This is a genomic window from Bacteroides faecis, from assembly GCF_020091505.1.
In the GTDB taxonomy this organism is placed as follows: domain Bacteria; phylum Bacteroidota; class Bacteroidia; order Bacteroidales; family Bacteroidaceae; genus Bacteroides; species Bacteroides faecis.
In genome coordinates this window covers 3,753,748-3,778,766 of sequence record NZ_CP081916.1, presented here as the reverse complement: position 1 = coordinate 3,778,766, position 25,019 = coordinate 3,753,748, and the positions used below count along the sequence as shown (strand labels likewise).

The following is a 25,019-nucleotide window of genomic DNA, read 5'->3' as shown; positions in this document are numbered from 1 at the left end:
TTCATATCTTCCAAAATCCCTTGTAATCCTGATCAATGTGCAAAACAACACTTTTGCTTAAATCCATTTCGTCCGTACAATCCACTTCTTCCGGATAAATCGGGATCACGGCATTCTCGCGCACATATACCGGCATTTCTTCCAATGGCACATATATATCTTTCAGCCAGCATCCACCTTGCAGACGTTCTCCGGTAAAGAAATTCACCCATTGCCCTTCGGGAAGATAAACGTCACGACGGTTCTCACTATTCATCACCGGAGCCACCAGAAACTCATTGCCGAAGTAATACTCATCGTCGATATGCCAGCAGATCTTATCCTCCGGATGATGCAGGATCAGTGCCTGCAACAACGGACTGCCGCTCTCTATTGCCAGTTTGCTTTGCTCTAAGATATAGGGAATCAGCGAATAACGCAGTTTCCACCATTGCTTCACCAGCGGGGCGATAGCCGGATAATGCCAAGGCTCCCGCTTGTTGGTTCCATGATAACGGATGTGTGATGTGAATACTCCAAACTGTGTCCAGCGCATATAGACATCATCCGATACGATTGAGTTCATGAAGTTGGGCAAGGTATGGAATCCGGGGACATCATGACTCCAGAAAGCAAACCCCGACAGACCAAAATGCAAACCTCCTTTGAGCGAACCCGCCATGCCGTCCCATGAACTGCAAGAGTCCCCTCCCCAATGCAAAGGATAACGCTGGCAACCTGCCCAGGCTGCACGTGCCCAGACAATGCCATCTCCAGTCACCTCTTTCGTTATTTCATAAGCCGCTTTCTGATAGAGCAAGGCATACAGATTGTTCAACAGTTCCGGTTTCATACCTTTGTAGACAGCATCCATGTGGATATTTTCTCCGAAATCAGTTTTAATACAAGTGACTCCCATATCCAGAAGTTGCTTCAACAGTCCTTTATACCATTCTGTTGCCTTCGGATAAGTAAAGTCGATAGTCCCCGCGTAGTCCAAAGCTGAAAAATTAGAGCCGTCCGTGTCCTGCTGCCTGGTCAGCGGAGCTATATAATCATTCGCTTTTGCTTCCCCGATCTGTTCTGCATTTTCGGCAACATAGGGCAACTGCCATAGAGATACACGGTAACCATTCTTTTTCAACCGCTGTATGAATCCTTTCGGATCGGGAAAACGTTCCTCGTTAAACTTCCATTCGCACAGCCAGTCGGTTCTGAACCAACCGGTATCCAGATGAATGACATCACAAGGATAATGTCCGGAGCGCATACGGTCGCAGATCTCATTTACTTCATCGGCACTGAAATAAGTCATCCGGCTCATCCACACTCCGAAGCTCCAGAGAGGAGGCATCGAAGGATATCCGGTCAGGTCACGATAGCCACGAAGTATCTCCTCCATCGTATCACCCGCTATGATGAATACATCCAGCATAGCCTGATCACTCAGGAACTGTACGGAACGGGTGGAATGTCCTGCCAGCGAAAGTTTGCTGTGGGCACACGTATGATAGAAAGTCCCGTACATCCGGCTGGAGAGATAGAAAGGTATATTCTTATAGGTACGCCGGTTGTTTACTCCCTGCCCATCCTGATTTTTCAGAAAAAGTGTCTGTCCGCTTAAGTCCATCTTGAAGAAACGTTCTCCGGTCCCTGCAAAACACTCATCCGGTTTGCTCTCAAAAGAGAGGGTGGCACGTTCCTTTTTCCCCATCCGTTTGCAGAAGGCAATGGGCAGTCCGTCGTAGCGGGGAGGTGAGAAATGGTCATAAGCTGCCAGACGGATTTCCCGCTTTCCGTCAGGATATAAAGTAATGTCCAGTGTTTCCTGAGGGTCGGGCAATAACTCACTCCACCGGTCCAGGACCGGTGGTTCCACATTGATAACGGCACGCTTCGTTCCGTCTTCGGTCGAAAGAACCCATTTACCTTCCTGCTTCTCCACAGACAAAGGAACTTTCCGGATTCGCTCACTGAATTGCAACATTTCCGACCGGTCCGTCAGTTCATATTCACCAAACCCAAGAAACAAACGGGTAATGCCTGTACTATACTGACGTATTATTAATGTATATTCCTCTTGGGGGGCAGTGGTATCCGCCGCCATATCATTGGCAAGTTGCTGTTTCTGAAAAGGGACTGTCACACAGACATCCCCGCCCTTTTCATAAACGGCTGTCGGTTTATATGCTTTCCAGAGCGACTCATCCCTTGATAACTCAGTATCAAAATCAAGGAAATCAAACAAATGGTAATTAGTAGGTTTCATCTGCAATCTATCTTATTAATTTATGATCTATCTCAGTTACTTGATCGATTCAAGTGCTATTTCATTCTTCCGGCACTATTTTTTATCTCATCCGCCACCTGCGGACCATTTTTTCTCCATACATTCCTGTTACCGGGGCGATTCGAGTCGAAGCGTTCAGCCGGACACCAGTTGTTTTCAATCGTATATCCATCAGTAGCTTCGTCCAGATAGATATAAAAAGCCCTGTCGTTGGTGGCATAAGGTGCTTCTTCCAAATGTTCGATCCGGTTATTCCGCATCACAGAGCCCGGTTGGCTGGAAAGTGTATAAAGTCCTCCGGCATCATACAGCCGACGGGCAAAATGATGTACATAGTTAGCTTCTATCCGGTTATTTTTCATTCCGCTTTGCAGCGAGGTCCATCCCCACCCTACACAAATGCCCGAATAGTTCAAGTGGCAGACTTCATTATGGGAAATATCGATACCGCTCACGTATCCCGCACCGATACCCACACACCCCCAATCTTCATTAGTCACATCCGTTATCAGGTTATTTTTAATAGTGATATCCGTGCATAAATCACGTTGGTCCAAAGGGATAAAAGGTACATGTGTCTCGAAACCTCCGTCTGGAAATGCACCCACCAGTATGCCTGTACCTCCGACATCCGAAAAAACACAATTCTCTACGCCGGAGGACGAAACCGCCCATTCATAATCCAGTCCGGTAGACGCCAGATGTTGAAACGTACAGCGATTGAACGTAAAATACTCGGCTCCCCTGACACGTATTGCTGTTTCGGGACGGGTAATCCATGCCTGATTTTCCAGTTCCGCTTTTTCCGGTAGTCCCGGTTCATGCAGTTTATAAGCATCCAATAGCGGAAATCCCCCTTGCAAAGTAACATGTCCCTGATACGAAGGACGCATCCACGAGGTATGGGCAAAGGTGATTCCTTCCAGGTGGATATGCCGTATCGGACGTTCCAACGTACCGTCCGCAATCATCAATGTTTCCAGAACCGGAATGATAACTTCAGCCGTTTCCATGTCTTCCCCCGAACGGGGATAATAATAGATTGTTCCCGACGGATATTCCTGAAACCACTCTCCCGGCTGGTCCAGCAGTTCCAAAGCATTTGTCAGGCAAAACGAGGAATTTCCTTTTTCTTCTCCGATGACAGGTTGGGGCCAGGGATGGGCAAATTCCAGATGACTCTCCGGCTGATGAAAACAAACAACGGACTGTTCCCCTCTGACGTCTATACTCTTCACACGCAGAATGGCAATTGCCCAACGCTGATGGACTATCATTTCCAGTTGCCCGGCATTTTGCAACTTCTCTATCTGATGGGTAGGAATCGTAATCGTCTGTTCTTCCGGATTAAAGTCAATCATTCGTTCCATCATTCCATCGGGGAACTGTGACGCCCGCCGGGCTTTATTGCCATTCACCCACATCTGGCGGGTTTCTACCATTCTATTTCCGACAAGAGGTGCCTTTGCCACCCAAACTTTTGATCTTAATTCCCTGGCAATCCGCAGATCTTCGCTTCCCCGCTTCCATCCCGTAACTGCAACTCCGCCACTGATTAACGGGTGCGCATTCTCCACTGCACTTATGAGTGTCGGCGAATCGGGCCGACCGCTATCTTCCGGCCTGATAAACAAAGGAGTGGACTGTACATAGATCCCGTCTTCCAACCGGATAGAAATTCCTCCGGCTACTTCGGGAGCATTCAGCCTTCTCCATTCACGAGCCTGCTTGAGGGCATGGTTCAAGGTAAGATAAGGAGCTTCTTTTGTACCTGCATTCTTGTCATTTCCACGAGGAGATACGTAAATCTCCCCAGCAAAAAGAATAGAAAACATACTCAAAGAAGCCATCAAAACAAAAACAGTAAAAGTCTTTTTCATGGTACTATCTCAATGTGCTATTATAGTTAGGACGGGCACACATCCATTTAGTACTCTGTCTGACTTACAAAAAACAGATCGATATCCAAAAATTATTCACCGTTACTCATGCAAAAAGTGACTGTTCTTATTGTCACTTATCACTTTTCGCCATTAACACATTGACCTGCAACACAATAAAGGTGATAATAGGAAGTGACAATAGAGTGACAATAAGAAAAATCCACCCGTTTATTGTCACTTTAAGTTTGCCCATTTAGCGGAGATATACACGCCCGATTTATAGTACCTATAGGAAAAGAACGAAACAAGTAGTTCCAAGATCAGTTTCATCGGTTGAAACAAAGTGTTCCAAGCTTTGAAACAATGTGTTTCAAGCAATGAAACAAAGTGTTTCACCGTACGAAACAAAGTGTTTCAAGCGCTTGAAACTTTTTGAAACTACTATCAAACTGTCTTGAAGTAGCTTTCAAATGACTTTTAATAAAAGGTAGATTGTTAGTGATCCAAAGGTAATCACCGAAGAAAGCCCATTATAAACTGGTAACAGAAATAACCGCAAACGACAAACTTCAATAAGGTTCCCAACATAAAGCCGATTAATGAACCGACTCCCGACTTAAGAGCCTGAGAAAATTCCTTGTTTCCAATCAGTTCACCTATCACTGCCCCCAGAAACGGACCGAAAATAACTCCCCATGGCAAGAAAAGAAGGCCAACAAGCGTCCCAATGATACAGCCCCAGTTACCCCATTTACTGCCGCCACTATATTTACTGCCGAGCATGGGGGTAAAATAATCCAATATTTGTATGACGACAACAATCAACAGCCAGACGATCAGCTGCGTTGTGGAATATTGCACCTTATCCGTGAAATGAAGGAAAATCAGTCCCAGATATGCGACAGGAGGACCGGGCAGAAATGGAAGAACACACCCCATCAATCCCGTCATAAGGCACAGCACACCTAGTATAATCAAAATAATATCTAACATAGTTACTCTATTAGAAGTAATACGTATCCTTGCTTCATCAGTTTACATCTCATACTATCGAACAGCAAGAACCTCTATTCCGGCAGCAATTTAAGCAAATAAACCGAATCCTCCAAAAACTGTCAATAACGGCGAGAAGGAGTATAATCGATCCTATATATACGATCGAAGAAAGGCATCCATTCATTCTCCGCAATTCCAAGCTGCAATCCGTAGAAATGTGTATCCACTTTTCTATATTCCAGCATTTGGTCAGTCAGTTCCGGCACAGACAACGGAATTTTAAAATCACTGATCCACAATACATCCGCATTCATATATTCCTTTTTTGACTGGAGCAACCGGAATGTAGCTTTCAGCATTCGGGTAGCATCCGTGTCACCACAGGAAGTGGTCGAGAAGAATTCAAGCAGCCGTGCCCTCTCTCTCCGGACATCAATCGGATTGATGGAAACAGAAAAAGCAATCAGAAAACAGTCCCGACGTTGCCTGTCGGCTATTTCCAATATTTTAATCAACAGTGAATATGCAATCTTTTCCGGTTTCCCTACCATACTGCCGGAAGTATCGAGACAGACAATCATCGGTCCTTTCTGCGTGGCAGGCTTTATTTCCAATCGCCGGGCAGGTTGCATAATCTCAGATTTATAACGGAAAGTCTGGAGTTTCCGGGTAATATACTTATAGACAAATAAATCTTCCAGTTCATCATCGGCACAATGCGCCAGTTCCGTAGGAAGCAATGCGTTCAGGTCATTCCCTGTCGTAATACCCAGAATATCGCTTTTAGATGAATGCTCCATCTTATACACATCTCCCTGCGCAACATGCAACTGATCTTTTCCTTCATCGTCTGCCATACGTCCCATCTTGTTGGCTACCTTGACTACTTCCGGATATTCTTTCTGAATACGGACTATTTTGCGTATCCGTTCAAAGTCTATGGTATTCCACATACCGCTCATCAATCCCCATGCCTGATAGAACTCGTCTTTCTCTATATTATTCTGCCGGATATATTCGGGAATATTCCTGAGATTAGCATGGAGCCTGCGTTCAAAATCATCCTTGCGCTGTTCTACTTCTTTCTCCTTTTGTTCCTGCAAATCCCGTTGGAAAGCCTCTTTCCAGTCGTCCACCATCCTTTCCCAGACTTCATCATCGGCATATTTCCCTTCATTACCGAATTGCCCCTGATAAAACGCACGGTCGAAGCCATTGCCTCCATATTTGTCGGAAACTTGCTGAAGCAAAGCCTGCCATCCGTCTTTCCGTTTGACCTCCGACCATTCCAGGGCAAGTTCCATTCCTTGCTGTTCCGACTGGCTTTTCTGCATATTGTATCTTTGTTTCTCCAGGTTCAGCCGGATAAACTGACTCATCGCATCGTAGAAAATTCGGGCACAGACCTCATCACTCAAAACCTGTATCCTTATCATCGGATCGTTCATGACGGAAAGCAGATAGGCATACAACGGTTCATTGTCCGCTTCCGCACACTCTCCGGTCGCTACATACCTATCCAACACCTGCACATAAAATGCAGCATCATATCTAAGACTCATCGCCGTATCTCAGTTTACGGACATCCACGCGTGCCCAGGCAATCTCTTTGCGGATGGTCGCCACATATTGTGCAACCCCTTTCTTGTCTTCTTCAGAAACGAAAATATTCTCAGACAAATCTTTTACTAATTTCTCTATCCTACCGTGGGCCGTCTCCAGTTCCGTTTCATAATCCCGGTCGGTGAGAGTCATATTGCCCAGCCACAACTGCTGTTGTTCTCCCCTTTTCAGTCTCCGCATCGCAAAACGGACACCATTGATATAAAGATTCTTTTCATCTCTGTAAAGAGTCACCCTTTCGGCACCTTGTTCCTTCATTTTGGAGGCATCGGAGAAAGTGCGTATAATCGTCCGCTTCGGATTCAGCGGATCAGCATACATGACTCCTGTCGCAGGAGCATCCTTCGGACTATATTCTTTCAGATTCTTATAGTCCACAATAAAGATATAGGTATTCCCCGTACCGTGATTTTCTATCTGATAATAAAAATGGTCGATGATCATCAAATCATCGTCCCTGCGATCCCCTTTCTGCCGGGCCTTCTCCAATGCTTCACGCACGCGGCTTACTTTCAGATCCGACTTTAACGATAAGTTGATAGCTGCAATCTCCTTTACGCAGGGTACAAATAGTGCACGGACAACAATCTGCCGGATATCTGCACACTCGTCCGGCTCATTCCACAAGCAATGATAAATGGGTAATAAATCTGTCAGACAAGCTTCCTTCCGTCCGTGAACAAAAGCAGAAGCCTTCAGCAGTTTCACGATATTCTTCCAGCGACGGTCGCTTACATAGACATTCCGATGTATTTCCGAACCTTGGATCCCGACTTTCTCCAGATTTCTGCGAATTTCCGTGATGCAGGACAGAACTTCGGCAGCTACCGTGATCTGTCTTATCTCTTTCTGCCACCCGGCATATTCCTCATCCGAAATCTGCCACTGGCACGTTTCCTGTTCTTCTTCATCACCATCGTCCAGCAACATCTGATAGAACGCCTCCTCCTGCTTCACACAAGTACTGATCATACGAATCAAAAAGCGGTCCCACAAGGCTTCCAGCCCTTCTCCCTGCGTAGGCAGCTCATTACTGGCGGCTACCAGCAGTTTCAACGGAAGCTTTAACTCCGTATCTCCGTTCCGAAACAACTTTTCATTGATCACCGTCAACAACGTATTCTGAATGGCCGGCCCCGCTTTCCATATTTCATCCAGAAAGACGACATCCGCTGTAGGCAGATACCCGTTCACAGCACGCTCATACTTATCCGACTCCTTCAAACGACTAATGCTCACCGGTCCAAATATTTCATCAGGTGTAGAAAAACGGGACATCAGATACTCAAATGCCCTCGCATCAACAAAAGCTCTCTTCAACCGCCGTGCCACCATCGACTTCGCCACTCCCGGAGGACCCAGCAATAAAATACTTTCGCCCGCCAAAGCAGCCAGCAAAGACAAGCCGATTTCAGCCTCCTTCTCATACACTCCCCTGTTCATTTCGGACAGCAGCAACTGTATACGTTCTTTTATTTCCATATTATTCTTTGATTCAGCACATAAAAAAGATGTAATTCATCTTGCCTGCTATACATTGTTTATCAACAAACGGCTTGCAAATATACGTTTTTACCGGTTATTAATATGATTACTTCCCTCTCAATTCTGTCATTCATCCTCAAGAATTATCTTAAGGCATATTTATTATTGACTATTTATTCACCCAATATGCAATAAAAACAAAAGGACGCAAATTTCCTTCCGCATTTACCCCCATTTACACAAATAAAAACTATCTTTGCGTCTCAGAATCCCGAAAGACGAAAGAAAATGGAGCAAATAGACAACCTAAAAGAGCTTATCAATCAAGGGGATGTGGACACAGCGATTAAGCAACTGGACCAACTTCTCCAAGACGATTCTGTCGAGAAAGATAAAGATATGCTCTACTATTTACGGGGAAATGCCTACCGAAAAAAAGGAGATTGGAAGCAAGCGCTGGATAACTACCAGTATGCTATTGATCTCAATCCCGACAGTCCCGCTGTTCAGGCAAGAACAATGGCAATAGATATCCTGAATTTCTACCACAAAGATATGTTCAATCAATAATCGAATTCAAAGATAACGTAATAAAATAGAGATTATGGCAAAAATTAAAGGAGCAATCGTAGTCGACACGGAGCGTTGCAAAGGGTGTAACCTGTGTGTAGTAGCGTGTCCGCTCGATGTAATCGCCCTCAATAAAGAGGTAAATATGAAAGGCTATAACTATGCCTGGCAAGTAAAAGAAGATACCTGTAACGGATGTAGCTCGTGCGCAACAGTTTGTCCCGACGGATGTATCTCAGTGTATAAAGTAAAAGTAGAATAAAAGAAAAAGAATATGGCAGAAGAAGTTGTATTAATGAAAGGGAACGAAGCCATCGCCCACGCAGCCATCCGTTGCGGTGCGGACGGATACTTCGGTTACCCTATTACTCCCCAATCGGAAGTGCTGGAAACGCTGGCCGAACTGAAACCGTGGGAAACAACCGGCATGGTAGTACTCCAGGCAGAAAGTGAAGTAGCAGCTATCAATATGGTATACGGAGGCGCAGGTAGCGGAAAGATGGTATTAACCTCTTCCTCAAGCCCGGGCGTGAGCTTGAAACAGGAAGGTATCTCCTATATCGCAGGTGCCGAACTTCCTTGTTTGATCGTAAACGTAATGCGTGGCGGTCCCGGACTGGGAACAATCCAGCCGAGCCAGGCAGACTACTTTCAGACTGTAAAAGGTGGTGGCCACGGTGACTACAGACTGATCGCACTTGCCCCGGCATCCGTACAGGAAATGGCGGACTTCGTTGCATTAGGTTTCGAGTTGGCATTCAAATATCGTAATCCTGCTATCATTCTTGCCGATGGTGTAATCGGACAGATGATGGAGAAAGTTGTTCTCCCAGCACAGAAACCACGTCGCACTGACGAGGAAATCATCAAACAATGCCCGTGGGCTACTACCGGAAGAACCCAAGGCCGTAAACCGAACATTATCACTTCTCTGGAACTGAAACCGGAAGCGATGGAAATAAACAATCTCCGCTTCCAGGCTAAATACCGCGAAATTGAAAAAAACGAAGTACGCTTTGAGGAAATCAACTGCGAAGATGCAGAATATCTGATCATTGCTTTCGGTTCAATGGCACGTATCGGCCAGAAAGCAATGGAAATGGCCCGTGAAAAAGGTATCAAAGTCGGTATTCTCCGTCCTATTACTCTGTGGCCGTTCCCGACCCAAGCAATTGCAGCCTATGCTGACAAAGTAAAAGGTATGCTCGTTACAGAATTAAATGCCGGACAGATGATTGAAGATGTCCGCCTGGCTGTTAATGGTAAAATAAAGGTAGAACACTTCGGACGCCTCGGTGGTATTGTTCCCGATCCCGACGAGATTGTTACTGCTTTGGAAGAAAAAATAATCAAATAACGAAAGACGATGAATCCCGATAAAATAAGGAACGTACTGAACATCCTTTTCATGATATTGGCACTTGCCGCCATCATCACTTACTTCGTAGCAGGAAAGGAAGATTTTAGAATGTTTATCTACATATGCGGCGCGGCAATCTTTGTCAAGCTGATGGAGTTTTTTATACGGTTCACCAACAGATAAGGAGAAGAAGTTATGACTAAAGAAGAAATAATCAAACCCGAGAATCTGGTTTACAAGAAACCGACTCTGATGAACGATAATGCCATGCACTACTGTCCGGGTTGCAGTCACGGTGTGGTACACAAGCTCATCGCCGAAGTGATAGAAGAGATGGGCATGGAAGATAAAACGGTGGGAATCTCTCCGGTAGGATGTGCAGTTTTCGCCTACAACTATTTGGATATTGACTGGCAAGAAGCAGCACACGGACGTGCTCCTGCTGTAGCAACTGCCGTCAAACGCCTATGGCCGGACCGTCTCGTGTTCACTTACCAAGGTGATGGCGACCTGGCTTGTATCGGTACTGCCGAAACAATTCACGCACTGAACCGCGGCGAAAATATTACCATTATCTTTATCAATAACGCTATCTACGGTATGACCGGCGGCCAGATGGCTCCGACTACACTGGTAGGCATGAAGAGTTCTACCTGTCCTTACGGACGTGATGTAGAACTGCACGGCTATCCATTGAAAATGACCGAGATTGCCGCCCAACTGGAAGGAACGGCTTACGTAACCCGTCAGTCGGTACAATCAGTACCTGCCATCCGCAAAGCCAAGAAAGCGATACGCAAGGCATTCGAGAATTCGATGAACGGCAAAGGTTCCAACCTCGTTGAAATCGTATCTACTTGCAGCTCCGGCTGGAAGATGACTCCGGAAAAATCAAATAAATGGATGGAGGAACATATGTTCCCATTCTATCCGCTGGGTGATTTAAAAGATAAAGAATAACGCAAAAGTCAACAGAACAATGAAAGAAGAAATAATTATTGCAGGATTCGGTGGACAAGGCGTATTGTCTATGGGTAAAATTCTGGCCTATTCCGGACTGATGGAAGGAAAAGAAGTAAGCTGGATGCCGGCATATGGTCCTGAACAACGAGGCGGAACAGCCAATGTGACAGTGATTGTAAGCGATGACAAGATATCTTCACCGATCCTGAGCAAATATGATACGGCGATCATACTGAACCAACCTTCACTGGAGAAATTTGAAAGCAAGGTAAAACCGGGCGGTATCCTGATCTACGACGGATATGGAATTATCAACCCGCCTACCCGCAAGGATATCAAAGTATATCGCATCGACGCAATGGATGCTGCCAACGAAATGAATAACGCGAAAGCCTTCAACATGATCGTACTCGGCGGACTGCTGCAACTCCGTCCTATCGTGACACTGGAAAATGTCATCAAAGGACTGAAGAAAACTCTTCCGGAACGCCATCACCACTTGATTCCCATGAACGAGGAAGCGATCAAAAAAGGGATGGAATTAATCCACGAAGTCTAAATAATTGACAATTGACAGTTGACAATTGATAATTAGAGATACTAATTGACAATTTACAATCGGCATAAATTGGCAAAATAACGCATATAGACGTTAATTGTCAATTGCCAATTGTCAATTGTCAATTTTTCATGTATCTTTGCCTCCAATTATGAGACGAATCTTACTATTATATATATTATTTTCCGTTGTAGGATTGAGTGCTATTCATGCGCAGCTCAACCCTGCCCGCCAACAAATCGACGAAAACGGACGCGACCAATATGGTAATCAGGTAGACCCTGCCATGATTCCGGATAAACTGGACAGTGCTAATGTTGAAGTACAGGGATTGCCGCCTACGCTATATATGTGGCGTATCAAGAACCAATTAGGCGACCGGACAATGATTCCGGCAGATACGACTTATCATCATTTCCAAAACACAAACCTTACAGACGGAATTACCGGACATTATAATTACCTGGCCAATTTAGGTTCTCCGCGTCTGTCGCGTATCTTCTTTGAACGCAATTATCCGGAACCGACCATCTTTATGGAGCCTTTCTCCAGCTTTTTCATTCGTCCGACGGAGTTCAACTTTACAAACAGTAATGTACCTTATACCAACCTGACCTATCACAAGGCGGGTAATAAGCAAAATGGAGAAGAACGTTTCAAATCCTATTTCTCAGTCAATGTAAACAAGAAGCTGGCTTTCGGCTTTAATATCGACTATCTGTATGGCCGGGGCTACTATAACAATCAAAATACTTCTTATTTTAATGCTGCACTTTTCGGTAGTTACATTGGCGACCGCTATCAGATTCAAGGAATATACAGCAACAATTATCTGAAAACAAACGAGAACGGTGGTATCACTGACGACCGCTACATTACCGCACCGGAAGAAATGGCAGAAGGAAGAAAGGAATATGAATCGGTCAATATTCCTACCGTACTCAACGCCAGTGCGAACCGTAACCACGACTTCTACGTATTTCTGACCCAACGCTATAATCTGGGATTTCAGCGGGATATTCCACAAGCGGAAAATGATACGATGCCTGCCAAACAAGAGTTCGTTCCGGTCACCAGCTTTATACACACCATTCAGGTAGAACGCTCACGCCATAATTTCCGTTCGGACGATAACGTAAAGGATTATTATAGTGATACCCATCTCGACAAAGAAAACACATTCGTCAGGGACAGTACCGTTTATGTCGGAATAAAGAATACAATAGGTATCGCCCTCCTCGAAGGCTTCAATAAATATGCAAAAGCAGGACTGACAGCCTTTGCCTCCCATAAGCTGAGCAAATATTCGCTGATGAGCCTGGACCCGCTAAGACAGGATAAATACAACGAGACGGAAATCTATATAGGCGGTGAACTGACTAAAAAGCAAGGAAACGTTCTTCATTATCACGCGATTGGTGAAGTGGGCATGGCAGGAAAAGCGATTGGTCAGTTTAATGTAAAAGGAGATATCGACTTAAATATCCCTTTATGGAAAGATACAGTGAGTGTAATTGCACGCGGAGAAATCAGTAATAAACTTGCGCCATTCTACATGCGCCATTATCATTCCAAACATTTTTGGTGGGACGATGATATGGATAAAGAATTCCGCACCCGCATCGAAGGTGAACTAAACATAGCCAATTGGGGGACACGCCTGAGAGCCGGAGTTGAAAATATAAAGAACTATACTTACTTCAACCAGCAGGCTTTGCCGACACAGAAAGGCGGTAGTTTGCAAGTTTTGTCGGCTTGCTTCAATCAGGATTTCAAGGTGGGAATCTTTCATCTGGACAATGAAGTAATCTGGCAGAAATCCAGTGACCAGGCTGTACTGCCATTGCCGGAACTCTCACTGTATCATAATTTCTATATGCAGTTTAAACTGGCGAAGAAAGTATTGAGCGTACAGTTAGGTGCCGATGTACGTTATTTCACCAAGTATGACGCTCCTGCCTATATGCCTGCTACACAGCAGTTCTACCTGCAACCGGAAGAAGGCAAAGTAGAGATAGGCGGCTATCCGATAGTGAATGTTTATGCTAACCTACACTTGAAACGTACCCGTTTTTATGTGATGATGTATCACGTCAACCAGGGAATGAGCAAACCCAATTATTTTCTGGCTCCTCATTACCCCATCAATCCACGTGTGCTGAAATTCGGACTTTCATGGAACTTCTATGATTAACAAAATCTCTATGGCTTATGAAAACGCGCCCGAAATTGAGACTATTCAGATATCTGTTGCCGGTAGTCATTGTATTGGCACTCATCTTCTCTGTCCGCTATTGCGGTAAGCAGGAAAAGCCTTCGGGACATCCGCGCGATTATGCAGCTATTGCCAAAGAAGGTATCTTACGTGTAGCTACCGAATATAATTCAATCAGTTTCTATGTAGACAGTGATACTGTGTCCGGATTCCACTATGAACTGATAGAAGCGTTCGCACGTGATAAGGGACTAAAAACTGAAATCACTCCTGTCATGAGTTTCGACGAACGGCTGGAAGGATTGAGCGACGGACGTTACGACGTGATAGCTTACGGAATACTGGCAACCAGTGAGCTGAAGGATTCACTGCTCCTCACCTCTCCCATTATACTCAACAAGCAGGTATTGGTACAGCGAAAAGCGAACGGAGAAAATGATTCACTTTATATCCGGAGCCAATTAGACCTTGCCAAGAAGACACTTCATGTGGTAAAAGGCTCACCTTCTATTCTGCGTATTCATAATCTGGGTAATGAAATCGGAGATACCATTTATATAAAGGAAATAGAAAAATACGGTTCAGAGCAACTGATTTCGTTAGTTGCTCACGGAGATATCGATTATGCGGTCTGCGACGAAAGCATAGCCCGCGCAGTGACTGATTCATTGCCACAGCTGGACATCAATACTGCAATCAGCTTTACCCAGTTCTATTCATGGGCAGTCAGCAAACAATCACCCGCATTGCTCGATAGCCTGAATACATGGCTGGACAAATTCCAGAAAGAAAAAGAGTATCAAAAAATTTACCGGAAATACTATACTAAATAAGTGAAGATCCCCCCCGAGGACTTGACTTTCGTATTTGAATGTAGTATGCTTTATTCTCTATAAACAGAAGCTCTGTCCCCCAAAGAGTTAACAATCAATAAAGTTACTCTTGACAAAAAATTGCTCTACTTTTGAAAAAAATCTCTTTTTGATGTCACGTTTTTAATCTGGCACCGTCTTATCAGTGTAAATGGAACTGAAACAATTTAAAATAACCGTTGTGCCCCTTCGAGATAAGCTACTGAACTATGCCCGGAGGATGACTGATGATCCTTCGGATGCGGAAGATGCCGTACAGGAAGTCATGCTGAAGCTATGGAATCTGCGTCAGAAACTGGACGAGTACAGAAGCATCGAAGCTGTAGCCATGACCATGACGCATCATCTTTGCATGGACTTGTGGCGTGCCAAGCGACCGGACACTTTATCACTCGACCGGGTACAGGCTCCCACCCCTTCGGCTACTCCGGAGCGATTGCTGGAAGAGAAAGATGAGTTCAGACTGATGCGGGAGATTATCGACTCCTTGCCTACGCTGCAACGAACAATCATCCGCATGAAAGACATCGAAGAGTACGAAACGGAAGAAATTGCCGAAATCACCGGATGCAATGCAGAAGCCATTCGCAGCAATCTGTCAAGAGCCCGCAAGAAAGTAAGAGAAGTCTATTTGCAAACAATACAAGAACGAAAAAGGAGGAACAAAGCATGAAAGATATAGAAACCTTGCTCAACAAATATTTCGAGGGAGAAACCACCTGCGAGGAAGAACGCAGACTACGACGTTTCTTTGCCGAAGGCCTTGTACCGGAACACCTGGAGGTATATCGCCCGATGTTTGCCTTCTTCGAAGCAGAGCAGGAGGAACTTACGGAAGTCTCCGGTCAATGTAATGCCGGCGAAATGCCTGAACTTGCCATATTCGAGAAAAAGACAAAAACGGTCAGAAAGTATCTGACTTACAGCCTCGGTGCTGCCGCTGCCGCCCTCCTGTTATTACTGGGCATATCGGGCATCTACCGCCATATATCCCCCGCACCGGCAAACTATGTGATCATTGACGGCAAGGAATATACGGACGTTCATTTGATCCGCGAACAGGCGATGGTCGCTTTCCGTGACGTCAGCCTCAGCGAGGAAGAAATATTCGCTACTTTATTTGATGAATAATATAAAAACAGCATATAATTATGATGAATAAAATCATTCGTACCACACTAATCGCCCTGTTACTTACATTCGCTGCCCATGCAGCCGCCCAACAGGGACTACAGATTGCCACCATCTTTCAGAAGTACGGAAAGCAAAAAGGGGTGACTATGGTAGAGCTATCCAATGAAATGCTGGAAACTTACCAGATGACTCTCTATAAAAGTCTGGTTTTCAAGGATGTCAACAATGCACTTCCCACTATTCTCCGTTGCCTGGAAGCCGATAAGAAGAAAGCGAAGAAAGTGAAAGAAGTTGTTTCCAACGGGCAAATCAAATCCGGTTATTACCAGCTTCCCCAACTTAAGGAGGATGTGAACCGGTTTATCCTCTTCAAAACCGGAAAGAAAGATTCGGCTACCCTGATCTATATCGAAGGGGAACTGGATGCCGACGACCTGATTACCATGCTATTCATGAAGAAAGAATAAAAACAGATTAAGAAATACAAATATGAAAAAACTATTATTACTATGGCTCATGATGGCTCCAATGAGCGGCATGGCACAAAATGAAAGCACTCCGCAGGATACAACACTTTACGTCAACGGACGAAAGATCGTTATCAAGGAACAAGGTGACAAGATCAAAGTGAAACTCTACGAACGCGCATCCGGCGGAGATACGATAACGAACGCGCAAATCTTCGAAGGAGTCTACCTGAACGGACAGAGTACGGAAAGCCGCACCGTACTGAGCGCCCTCCCCTTCTCCAAAAAGAACAACAAGAAAAACAGATTTGAACCTCATGCCGGCGGATTCTATATCGGCTACACCCGACTGTCCAATGACTTTCTCTCATTCAATCCGTCGAGTGGTGCCGATCTCAATTCCAGCCATTCGTGGGAAATAGGCGGTAATCTGTTTACCGGTTCGCACGCCTTTGCGCCTACCTATAACTGGGGAATTACCATCGGATTGGGATGGGGATACCGCAGTATGCGTCTGGATGGCAATTATGCATTCCGTGAAATAGACGGAGTGACCGAAATCTATTCCGGGGAAGAGGCAGAAGAACCTACAGAGTACAGTAAAAGTCGTCTGCGTTATTTCTACTTCCGTATTCCGCTCTCTATCGAGTGGCAAACCCGGCTCAATGGCAAAGGCCCTCTGTTCTTTGCTGTAGGTCCCGAAGCTGAAATCCGTCACGGATTCAGATCGAAAGCAAAAGTTAACGGGTCAAAGAAGACGATTGACAAGGGACTGAACGGACGTCCATTGGGTATCAATTTACTTGCGCAAGCCGGTTATGCAGATCTGGGTGTATATATGCGTTACTCTACATACGGGCTTTTTGAGAAGAACAAAGGTCCCGAACTTTATCCCTTCTCTTTCGGAGTATGCTGGTACTGGTAAAGTAAAACTCATCCCCTTACCTATTTCTGACAGTTAACAATCAATAAAGTTGTTCTTCATAAAAAATAGCTTTATCTTTGGGAGTTGTTAAAACAAGCACAATAGGTATATTATGAATGAAAAGATGATTAAATGGGGCTTCATCGGTTGCGGAGAAGTAACCAAAACCAAAAGTGGCCCCGCCTTTCAAAAGGTAGAACATTCTGAAGTAGTAGCTGTAATGAGCCGCGACGGCGCCAAAGCAAAGGCTTATGCGAAAGAAAGAGGAATCAAGAAATGGTATGATGACGCCCAGGAACTGATTGACGATCCGGAAGTAAACGCCATTTATATCGCTACTCCTCCTTCTTCACACGCTACCTACGCCATTATGGCAATGAAAGCAGGAAAACCTGCCTATATTGAAAAACCAATGGCTGTCACTTATGAGGAGTGTACACGCATCAACCGTATTTCTCAGGAAACAGGGGTTCCCTGCTTCGTAGCCTATTACCGCCGCTATCTTCCCTACTTCCAGAAAGTGAAAGAAATGGTGGAGAATGGCTCTATCGGTAATGTCATCAACGTACAAGTCCGTTTTGCCCAGCCGCCACGTGATTTGGATTACAACCGTGAAAACCTCCCCTGGCGCGTACAGGCTGATATTGCAGGAGGCGGTTACTTTTATGATCTTGCCCCGCACCAGATTGATTTGCTGCAAGACATGTTCGGCTGCATCCTCGAAGCCAGCGGATATAAAAGCAACCGCGGAGGGCTTTACCCCGCCGAAGATACACTGAGCGCTTGCTTTCAGTTTGATAACGGATTGGTTGGCAGCGGCTCCTGGTGCTTTGTTGCCCATGATTCTGCCCGTGAGGACCGTATCGAAATCATCGGAGATAAAGGAATGATCTGCTTCTCTGTGTTTACTTACGAACCGATCGGTCTGCACACCGAACGAGGACGTGAAGAAATTTGCATCGGCAATCCCGAACATGTACAACAGCCACTTATACAGGCAGTAGTAGATCATCTGCTGGGTAAGTCCGTTTGTTCCTGCAACGGAGAAAGTGCTACCTTGACTAACTGGGTAATGGACAAAATATTAGGGAAGCTTTAAGAAGAAGCCTGCCCTTGTTTGTTTCTTAAAATAATTTAATCACTATATTCTATCGTTAGTTTTCTTTATATTTGCGAAAGGTAGCAATAAAAGCAAAACTAACGATATTATTTTTTATAACTATGACCAAAGAAGAACTAATGAGGAAAGCAATCGAGCTTTCCAAAGAAAACGTTGCTAATGGTGGAGGCCCGTTCGGAGCCGTCATTGCAACCAAAGAAGGGGAAATTATAGCTACAGGAGTCAACAGAGTAACCTCTTCGTGTGACCCCACCGCTCATGCCGAGGTAAGTGCCATACGTGCCGCAGCCGCCAAATTGGGGACATTCAACCTCAGCGGATACGAAATCTATACTTCATGCGAACCTTGCCCCATGTGTCTGGGTGCCATTTACTGGGCAAGACTGGACAAAATGTATTATGGTAATAATAAGACGGATGCAAAGAACATCGGTTTCGACGATTCCTTTATTTATGATGAACTGGCTCTAAAGCCTGCCGACAGAAAACTTCCCTCCGAAGTGCTGCTGCATAACGAAGCCATTACTGCCTTCGAAGCCTGGATGTCTAAAGAAGACAAAGTAGAATATTAGCACCAAATCTCACTTAAACTCACTAATACTTAGTAAAATGAAAAGAAAAAACTTTTTAGTTCTTTTAGCCGCAGGATGTTTGTTCAGTTGCCAGCAACAGGATGAACTGCAAGAAACAAGTAAAGAAGCAACCAACTTCTCAATCTCTATCGACGACGCTCTTTCTGACCCGCTTACCCGCACCAGCAGTGATCTGTTTCCTGCCAAAAACAGCATCACCACAGGAGAAGTTATCTCTATGGCTGCTTCCGGTCAGAACTATACCCCATTCATTGTCGGCCAAGATAGCCGTACTTGGAGTGAAATAAGTGCTACAACAAGCACAGTTACATTCTACGCCCATTATCCTGCACTGACGGATGGAGCCGCTACCAGATCAAGTGGCAACAAACGCCTGTTAAAAGGAGGACAAGAACATTTGTTCGGAACAGCAGAAGCCGTTCCGGGTAGTCGGAATGTATCCCTAAAATTCAAACGAATGACCGTACCGGTTATTATACTGGATGAAAATGATAATCCGTATGAAGGGGAAGCTAAAGTCGAACTTAGCCTGAAGAACGAAGGTACACAGGATTTATTGAACGGTATTATTGAAGTCAACGAGAATGCTTTATCAGAGAATATCGAAGTAAAGAAAGTATCCGAAGGTGCTGTTACCAATGTGCTTCCGCAAAAGATCAATGCCGGAGAAGAAATCGGTACTATCACTATCGGAGGAGTAGTTCAGAAAATCAGTGCGGTAGAAGATTTGGATTTAAAAGCAGGAAGTACACTTTCTGTCAGACTGTCAAGAAGAATCGGGGGCGGTATTATCGATGGTAATGTTCCATTGTACAGATAACATTAATGAAATCTTTCTGATTATATTCATAAAAGAACGGGACTCATCACGAATCCCGTTTTCTTGTTTATACCTAAAAACTATACAATAAGCCAGCTAGTTCAAGGCGAACCGGCTGGCTTATATATTACATTTTATTGTTTATCCCACCATACGCGTGATGTCATCTTATCCCCTCCGCTAAGTCTCTTTACGGCATCGTTGTAATTAACAGGGTTAGCTGTTATTTCACTTGTCGGATAAATGAAACGACGAGGAATCTCTCCATTTGTCACATTATTAGGATAGCTGGCTGCATTTTGGGACGGAGTCAGCTTAGGATATCCGGTACGACGCCAGTTTGCAAAGGCTTCATACTCATTACAGAATGTGTGGATATAATATTCCGTATTAATCTGTTCCAAAGCCTTCTCCGTATCAGCGTTCAATGGATTAGCATCCAGATAGGCGGCTATCTCAGCATCCGTAATTGTAGTAGTGGCTTTTTCATAATAAGAGAATTGCTTCATGGCGGCAGTCACCCCCTCTTTATAAAGGTTTTCTGCATCTCCTGTATATAATCCACGTTTCACCGCATCTGCCAATAACAACAGATTGCCGGCATGAGTGACAAGCATAGATGGTGAATCCGGACGTGCATATACTGTGCGATTAGGAACAGAATAAGTTTTTCTCCAATCATCACCCGGATAGCCAGGAGCTTTACTGATATCCCAGTCTCCTCCTTTTGAATCATATCCAACCGGCATACCTTTCTGTTTATCAGAAGCATTATCTCCCAAATCAAAATCAGCATCACCCCATCCTGGCTTCGGGTCTTTAGTACAAACCGTAGCAATCAAAGGAAGGCGAGGATCGTCTTTCAATATTTCTATAAAAGTTTCACTGATAAAAAATGCCTGAGTATCCAGACTGGAAAATACTTTTCCATAAGGTTCTGCAGAGTCATCACTCGGCGAACCATTGGCATGTCTGACAATTGCATTATCATCGTTACTTACAAACAAACCATTCGCTACTGCTTTAGCCACCCATGTCTTCGCTTTATCAGGGGCAACTTTGGTCAAACGCATTGCTACCCGAAGCATCAGTGAGTTCGCAAACTTCTTCCACTTTGTAGCATCACCTCCGTAGATAACGTCCGCAGCTCCTATTGTATTACTGGCAGAGGTGCTCAATGCGGCTTGTGCCTCATCAAGTTCTTTCAGCAAATCATTATAGATTGATTCTTGCGTGTCATATTTAGGATACGGAATCGGATTTGTAGAATATCCCTGACCTGCTTCAGAATAAGGAACATCACCGTAAAGATCGGTCATATTCTGGAACATATATGCTTTCATAATACGGCACATCTGATACTCATTTTCATAAGCGGGATTTCCTTCCCAATTATTCATCACATCTATTATATTACGAATAGCCGCACGACCACCGGAATAGAATCCTGTCCAATAAGCACCACTATACTGATCACTCCATGTATAAAAAGATCCATACACCCAGTCCACCGTAGCTGTATGCTGTATCATATTGGCTGTGTAGATACAGCCATTACGCCACACATCCCAGTCGGAACCACATATCTGCGCCTGTACTTGAGTAAACTCCATCTTATAATCCACTACTCCGGGATTCAGGTTCATAGGGTCATTATTCACATCCCCAAAATCATTACAGCTCGTCGTCAATCCCATCAGACTGAAAGCTGTCAAAATATATAAGGTAAACTTTTTCATTGTTACAGTATTTAAGATGTTAGAACTTAACATTTACATTGAATCCCACATTTCTCGTAGCCGGATATCCGTTCAATTCCAAACCTTGAGCATTACCGTTATTATAAGCAGATTCCGGATCAATATTATCTGTATGCTTCAAAATAGTCCAAAGGTTACGACCTACTAAAGAAAGAGTCACACCTTTTATAAGTGTCTGCTTATTCAACCATGCCTGCGGCAAAGTATATCCGATTGAAAGTTCACGCAGTTTTATGAAACTTGCATTATAAACAAACTCTTCAGCAATATTCTGATTGGTAATAGCCTGCCAATAGTCTTGTGCAGAAACAGCTACAGTATTCTTCACATATCCGCCTTTACCGTCAGACATTACACCATCGCCTACCATTGTTCCCTTACCGTCAGCGCCACGTCCCTGCAAAGTATTCTTATGCAAACCATTGCTATAGAGAGACAAATTAGTTCCGGAGAATAATTTAGCACCTGCCTTGAAGTCAATCAAGAAAGCAAGAGTTATATTCTTGTAAGTAAATTCATTGCGCCATCCACCGGTTACTTTATAAACACCGTTTCCTAATACCTGAACTTCATCAGAATGTACGGGAAGACCGTTTTCAAAAATAACTTGACCGTCCGGAGTACGCTTGTACTCATAACCTACTAATTCACCATAAGGATGTCCCAATATATTCTGAACAGAAACATTTCCTAAACGTGAGGTAGCTCCATCAAGTGTCAGTCTCTTTATGTTTTCTCCCGTTCCGTCTTTTCCCAAGTATTTTACATCACTGCTGTTATAAGCTATATTGAATGTAGAATTCCAGTTGAAGTCTTTCGTATGAATAGGAACAGCATTCACCATCACTTCCACACCACTATTTCTGATTTCTCCAACGTTCTGAATCGCTGATTCAAATCCGGAAGCACCACTGGTGGTCACCTGTACGATATCATCTTTGGTTGTCTTCTTATAATAAGCAGCATCCAATGATAAACGGTTGTCCAGGAAAGAAAGATTCAAACCAATTTCCCATTCGGAGATTTGAACAGGTTTCAAGCCTTTATTGGGTACGGTAGAGTTATTGATCGTCACCACAGGCTGTCCGTTAGACTGGTAGTTATCTACTTTATAGGTAAGAAGGTTCTGATATGCTTTTGTTCCGTTAGATGCAGCAGCATAAGATGCCCGAATCTTTCCGAAAGTAAACCAGTCGGGAGTCTTGAATGTATCGCTAAATACCCATGACATACCAATAGAAGGATAGAAATAATGATTATTATCCGGGTCCAGAGTGGAGAACCAGTCATTACGTCCTGTTAAGTTCAAGAAAACCTGATTCTTGTAACCAAGATCTGCGGTACCATAAATTGAATTTACCCGGTATTCTGTATATTCCTTCTTGTACAGATGCTTCGCTGTGTTACTGCTTGAATAGAAATCTGGAACAAAGAAGGAAGATGCCTTATCGTCCAGACCATATTTCTTTGTAATGTTCCTCTGACGGTTTCCACCAAAAGTAGCACCGACACTCCAGTCGCCAAATGTCTTATTGAATCCGATCAAATAGTTCAGGTTCATTTCAGAGAAGTTCTGAGTATATTCCTTTATATAACCACGCGGGTCTTCCGGAGAAGCAGAACCGATTGGCTTCACTTCAGAATATTCCAGATTATAACCGTCACGTGTTACGGCACCCTGGATGTATAACCAATCAAAGATATCATACTTCAAAGTCATACCACCAGTCAGACGATTACGGTTTGTTTCATTGGTAACTCTATACTGCAACCAATACGGGTTATTGAAATAACCGTTTGTACCACCTAACAGTTCTTTACCGTCAGCACCGGTACCCCAGTCACAATCCGGATTTTCGCGTTCCAACCAACGGATATCAAAAGAATTAGCATGATAAAGAAGTGCGGCATTTGTATTACTGTTACCATCAGACAAATTTGAACGACCTTTATTCTTGTCAAATACATAATTAGCATTCACCATCAAATGAACTTTCGAGGAAATGTCATAAGTCGTATTCATATTGATACCTTGCTGACTGATACTGGAATTAGGAAGTATACCCTTTACCGCCATATTGGAAACACCAAAACGATAGGATATCTTATCGGAAGCACCGCTCACAGCCAAGGTTGTCGTATTGTTAATCCCTGTACGATAAAAGTTCTTCCAGTTATCAACAGGAGAATAAGCATATTCCTTGCCCAAGAAGTTTACAGCCTTTCCTCCATCCATTATTTCACCCCAGCTGGATGTTTCAGTTGATTTTGCCACATCCGCAGAAAGCGGGCGATTGCCCTGCGTTCCTTGCCCGTAGGTATCCTGGAAATCACGGTAATCATAAATCACATCAAAAGCCAGGTTATTATTGAATTCAACAGAAACCGGTTTCCCTTTCTGACCCGATTTAGTGGTAATCAAGATAGCACCGTTACCACCGCGATATCCATAAAGCGCAGATGCAGCAGCACCTTTCAGCACCTGAATATCAGCAATATCATCCGGATTGATGCTTGACAAACCGTCACCCATATCTTTACCGCCCCACTGACCGGCACTACCGATATTGGTATTATCAAACGGAACGCCATCAATAACATAGAGTGGCTGGTTGTTTCCTGTCAATGAAGCATTACCACGAATAACGACACGGCTACTACCACCCGGACCGGTTGCATTTCCGGAAACGGAAACACCGGCAATCTTACCGGAAAGGGCATTACCAATGTTAGTAGTACGGGCTTCGGTGAAGTCTTTTCCTCCTACTGTCGTAGTAGAATAACCGAGAGACCTTTTCTGACGTTTAATACCCAAAGCTGTTACTACAACTTCATCGAGTGTCTGCGTATCTTCCTGTAAGATAATGTCTAAAGGTTTGCCCGTATATTTAACTTCTTGGGGGCTATAACCTACATAAGAGATTTGAATAACTGCCCCATCAGGAACATTGGATAGAACAAAATTACCGTCAAGATCGGTAATTACACCATTTGTAGTACCTTTGACTACAACTGAAGCTCCGATAACCGCTTCACCTGTTTTGTCTTTTACTACACCTTTACACGTACCGTTTTGCTGTGTGACATTCACACTTGTTGCTCCATTGTCAGAGGCTGCATAGGAAATTGCTGCCGGCATGGCACACAAGAGCAACAGCACACTTACTGATCTGAGTGGTTTAAACATAATACTGCTCTTTTAAGGTTAATAAAAATAAGTTTGTGTGTAGAGAGGACGTCAATATTTCATAGTTTGGTTCTGACTACAAATACAAAAATATGAAATTATTTTAAATAACAAGAAAATAAGTAGTTTTTTTTCTTTAAACAAAAAGAATAATTATATCCACTGAGAATATTACGATATACGAAACATCGACAATCTGTTTTGTCAGCAAATAAAAA

22 protein-coding genes are annotated in these 25,019 nt (G+C 44.1%); 15 read left to right on the top strand and 7 right to left on the bottom strand.

What is annotated here, in order from left to right; all coding sequences use genetic code 11:
* Position 1 precedes the first annotated feature (1 nt).
* The 5 genes from K6V30_RS14670 to K6V30_RS14650 all read right to left on the bottom strand — a co-directional run bounded on the left by K6V30_RS14670 (position 2) and on the right by K6V30_RS14650 (position 8,253).
* Positions 2–2,248, bottom strand: a complete 2,247-nt coding sequence (locus tag K6V30_RS14670) for a glycoside hydrolase family 31 protein (RefSeq protein ID WP_055270241.1) — start codon at positions 2,246–2,248, stop codon at positions 2–4.
* Positions 2,249–2,304: 56 nt separating this feature from the next.
* Entirely contained in the window at positions 2,305–4,149 is a 1,845-nt protein-coding gene (locus K6V30_RS14665; RefSeq protein ID WP_055270239.1) for a right-handed parallel beta-helix repeat-containing protein, read from the bottom strand.
* Between the two features lie 516 nt (positions 4,150–4,665).
* The gene (locus K6V30_RS14660; protein WP_010537608.1) at positions 4,666–5,145 is read right to left on the bottom strand and encodes a DUF456 domain-containing protein; all 480 of its coding nucleotides are present in this window, start codon (positions 5,143–5,145) and stop codon (positions 4,666–4,668) included.
* A 122-nt stretch (positions 5,146–5,267) separates the two neighbouring features.
* On the bottom strand, positions 5,268–6,710 hold the full coding sequence (locus tag K6V30_RS14655; RefSeq protein WP_010537607.1) for a vWA domain-containing protein: 1,443 nt from the start codon (positions 6,708–6,710) through the stop codon (positions 5,268–5,270).
* On the bottom strand, positions 6,700–8,253 hold the full coding sequence (locus tag K6V30_RS14650) for an AAA family ATPase (RefSeq protein WP_055269179.1): 1,554 nt from the start codon (positions 8,251–8,253) through the stop codon (positions 6,700–6,702). The genes K6V30_RS14655 and K6V30_RS14650 overlap by 11 nt, the downstream gene beginning before the upstream one ends.
* Positions 8,254–8,544: 291 nt before the next feature.
* On the opposite strand from K6V30_RS14650, the gene K6V30_RS14645 reads away from it, so the two are divergent.
* From K6V30_RS14645 to K6V30_RS14575, 15 genes are all read left to right on the top strand, one after another.
* A complete protein-coding gene (locus tag K6V30_RS14645; RefSeq protein WP_010537605.1) occupies positions 8,545–8,826 on the top strand; it encodes a tetratricopeptide repeat protein in 282 nt (93 codons plus the stop codon).
* A gap of 34 nt (positions 8,827–8,860) precedes the next feature.
* A complete protein-coding gene (locus tag K6V30_RS14640; protein WP_004297419.1) occupies positions 8,861–9,088 on the top strand; it encodes a 4Fe-4S dicluster domain-containing protein in 228 nt (75 codons plus the stop codon).
* Positions 9,089–9,100: 12 nt separating this feature from the next.
* Positions 9,101–10,183 carry a 3-methyl-2-oxobutanoate dehydrogenase subunit VorB gene (locus K6V30_RS14635; RefSeq protein ID WP_055269181.1) on the top strand — a complete coding sequence of 361 codons (1,083 nt, stop codon included), beginning with the start codon at positions 9,101–9,103 and terminating at the stop codon, positions 10,181–10,183.
* 9 nt (positions 10,184–10,192) lie between these two features.
* Positions 10,193–10,369 carry a hypothetical protein gene (locus tag K6V30_RS14630; protein ID WP_010537603.1) on the top strand — a complete coding sequence of 59 codons (177 nt, stop codon included), beginning with the start codon at positions 10,193–10,195 and terminating at the stop codon, positions 10,367–10,369.
* A gap of 12 nt (positions 10,370–10,381) precedes the next feature.
* Positions 10,382–11,146 (top strand): thiamine pyrophosphate-dependent enzyme, encoded by a 765-nt coding sequence (locus tag K6V30_RS14625; RefSeq protein ID WP_010537602.1) that lies wholly within the window; start codon positions 10,382–10,384, stop codon positions 11,144–11,146.
* Positions 11,147–11,165: 19 nt separating this feature from the next.
* The gene (locus tag K6V30_RS14620) at positions 11,166–11,708 is read left to right on the top strand and encodes a 2-oxoacid:acceptor oxidoreductase family protein (protein ID WP_010537601.1); all 543 of its coding nucleotides are present in this window, start codon (positions 11,166–11,168) and stop codon (positions 11,706–11,708) included.
* A gap of 151 nt (positions 11,709–11,859) precedes the next feature.
* Positions 11,860–13,902 (top strand): putative porin, encoded by a 2,043-nt coding sequence (locus tag K6V30_RS14615; RefSeq protein ID WP_022302264.1) that lies wholly within the window; start codon positions 11,860–11,862, stop codon positions 13,900–13,902.
* Between the two features lie 17 nt (positions 13,903–13,919).
* Positions 13,920–14,756: a transporter substrate-binding domain-containing protein gene (locus K6V30_RS14610; protein ID WP_010537599.1), complete on the top strand. Its 837-nt coding sequence runs from the start codon at positions 13,920–13,922 to the stop codon at positions 14,754–14,756.
* Between the two features lie 190 nt (positions 14,757–14,946).
* Positions 14,947–15,468, top strand: coding sequence for an RNA polymerase sigma factor (locus K6V30_RS14605; protein ID WP_029425487.1), 522 nt, complete (start codon positions 14,947–14,949; stop codon positions 15,466–15,468).
* Entirely contained in the window at positions 15,465–15,926 is a 462-nt protein-coding gene (locus K6V30_RS14600; protein WP_010537597.1) for a hypothetical protein, read from the top strand. Before K6V30_RS14605 ends, K6V30_RS14600 begins: the two co-directional genes overlap by 4 nt.
* 23 nt (positions 15,927–15,949) lie before the next feature.
* Complete coding sequence (locus tag K6V30_RS14595; RefSeq protein ID WP_055269234.1) at positions 15,950–16,396, top strand: DUF6108 family protein; 447 nt, start codon at positions 15,950–15,952, stop codon at positions 16,394–16,396.
* 22 nt (positions 16,397–16,418) lie between these two features.
* Entirely contained in the window at positions 16,419–17,321 is a 903-nt protein-coding gene (locus K6V30_RS14590; protein ID WP_022302265.1) for a hypothetical protein, read from the top strand.
* A 112-nt stretch (positions 17,322–17,433) separates the two neighbouring features.
* Positions 17,434–18,420: a Gfo/Idh/MocA family protein gene (locus K6V30_RS14585; protein ID WP_010537594.1), complete on the top strand. Its 987-nt coding sequence runs from the start codon at positions 17,434–17,436 to the stop codon at positions 18,418–18,420.
* Positions 18,421–18,542: 122 nt separating this feature from the next.
* Complete coding sequence (locus tag K6V30_RS14580; protein ID WP_008760614.1) at positions 18,543–19,013, top strand: nucleoside deaminase; 471 nt, start codon at positions 18,543–18,545, stop codon at positions 19,011–19,013.
* 37 nt (positions 19,014–19,050) lie between these two features.
* Positions 19,051–19,854 (top strand): fimbrillin family protein, encoded by an 804-nt coding sequence (locus tag K6V30_RS14575; RefSeq protein ID WP_055269182.1) that lies wholly within the window; start codon positions 19,051–19,053, stop codon positions 19,852–19,854.
* A 134-nt stretch (positions 19,855–19,988) separates the two neighbouring features.
* Here the strand turns inward: K6V30_RS14575 and K6V30_RS14570 are convergent, their stop codons facing one another.
* Together K6V30_RS14570 and K6V30_RS14565 are read right to left on the bottom strand one after the other, a co-directional pair.
* Positions 19,989–21,593, bottom strand: a complete 1,605-nt coding sequence (locus K6V30_RS14570; RefSeq protein ID WP_055269235.1) for a SusD/RagB family nutrient-binding outer membrane lipoprotein — start codon at positions 21,591–21,593, stop codon at positions 19,989–19,991.
* 19 nt (positions 21,594–21,612) lie between these two features.
* Complete coding sequence (locus tag K6V30_RS14565; protein ID WP_055269183.1) at positions 21,613–24,801, bottom strand: SusC/RagA family TonB-linked outer membrane protein; 3,189 nt, start codon at positions 24,799–24,801, stop codon at positions 21,613–21,615.
* Positions 24,802–25,019: the final 218 nt, after the last annotated feature.

Bases quoted from the DNA above. Each gene is read 5' to 3' on its own strand.
- K6V30_RS14670 (WP_055270241.1), bottom strand. From the start codon at position 2,248: ATGAAACCTACTAATTACCATTTGTTTGATTTCCTTGATTTTGATACT.
- K6V30_RS14665 (WP_055270239.1), bottom strand. From the start codon at position 4,149: ATGAAAAAGACTTTTACTGTTTTTGTTTTGATGGCTTCTTTGAGTATG.
- K6V30_RS14660 (WP_010537608.1), bottom strand. From the start codon at position 5,145: ATGTTAGATATTATTTTGATTATACTAGGTGTGCTGTGCCTTATGACG.
- K6V30_RS14655 (WP_010537607.1), bottom strand. From the start codon at position 6,710: ATGAGTCTTAGATATGATGCTGCATTTTATGTGCAGGTGTTGGATAGG.
- K6V30_RS14650 (WP_055269179.1), bottom strand. From the start codon at position 8,253: ATGGAAATAAAAGAACGTATACAGTTGCTGCTGTCCGAAATGAACAGG.
- K6V30_RS14645 (WP_010537605.1), top strand. From the start codon at position 8,545: ATGGAGCAAATAGACAACCTAAAAGAGCTTATCAATCAAGGGGATGTG.
- K6V30_RS14640 (WP_004297419.1), top strand. From the start codon at position 8,861: ATGGCAAAAATTAAAGGAGCAATCGTAGTCGACACGGAGCGTTGCAAA.
- K6V30_RS14635 (WP_055269181.1), top strand. From the start codon at position 9,101: ATGGCAGAAGAAGTTGTATTAATGAAAGGGAACGAAGCCATCGCCCAC.
- K6V30_RS14630 (WP_010537603.1), top strand. From the start codon at position 10,193: ATGAATCCCGATAAAATAAGGAACGTACTGAACATCCTTTTCATGATA.
- K6V30_RS14625 (WP_010537602.1), top strand. From the start codon at position 10,382: ATGACTAAAGAAGAAATAATCAAACCCGAGAATCTGGTTTACAAGAAA.
- K6V30_RS14620 (WP_010537601.1), top strand. From the start codon at position 11,166: ATGAAAGAAGAAATAATTATTGCAGGATTCGGTGGACAAGGCGTATTG.
- K6V30_RS14615 (WP_022302264.1), top strand. From the start codon at position 11,860: ATGAGACGAATCTTACTATTATATATATTATTTTCCGTTGTAGGATTG.
- K6V30_RS14610 (WP_010537599.1), top strand. From the start codon at position 13,920: ATGAAAACGCGCCCGAAATTGAGACTATTCAGATATCTGTTGCCGGTA.
- K6V30_RS14605 (WP_029425487.1), top strand. From the start codon at position 14,947: ATGGAACTGAAACAATTTAAAATAACCGTTGTGCCCCTTCGAGATAAG.
- K6V30_RS14600 (WP_010537597.1), top strand. From the start codon at position 15,465: ATGAAAGATATAGAAACCTTGCTCAACAAATATTTCGAGGGAGAAACC.
- K6V30_RS14595 (WP_055269234.1), top strand. From the start codon at position 15,950: ATGAATAAAATCATTCGTACCACACTAATCGCCCTGTTACTTACATTC.
- K6V30_RS14590 (WP_022302265.1), top strand. From the start codon at position 16,419: ATGAAAAAACTATTATTACTATGGCTCATGATGGCTCCAATGAGCGGC.
- K6V30_RS14585 (WP_010537594.1), top strand. From the start codon at position 17,434: ATGAATGAAAAGATGATTAAATGGGGCTTCATCGGTTGCGGAGAAGTA.
- K6V30_RS14580 (WP_008760614.1), top strand. From the start codon at position 18,543: ATGACCAAAGAAGAACTAATGAGGAAAGCAATCGAGCTTTCCAAAGAA.
- K6V30_RS14575 (WP_055269182.1), top strand. From the start codon at position 19,051: ATGAAAAGAAAAAACTTTTTAGTTCTTTTAGCCGCAGGATGTTTGTTC.
- K6V30_RS14570 (WP_055269235.1), bottom strand. From the start codon at position 21,593: ATGAAAAAGTTTACCTTATATATTTTGACAGCTTTCAGTCTGATGGGA.
- K6V30_RS14565 (WP_055269183.1), bottom strand. From the start codon at position 24,801: ATGTTTAAACCACTCAGATCAGTAAGTGTGCTGTTGCTCTTGTGTGCC.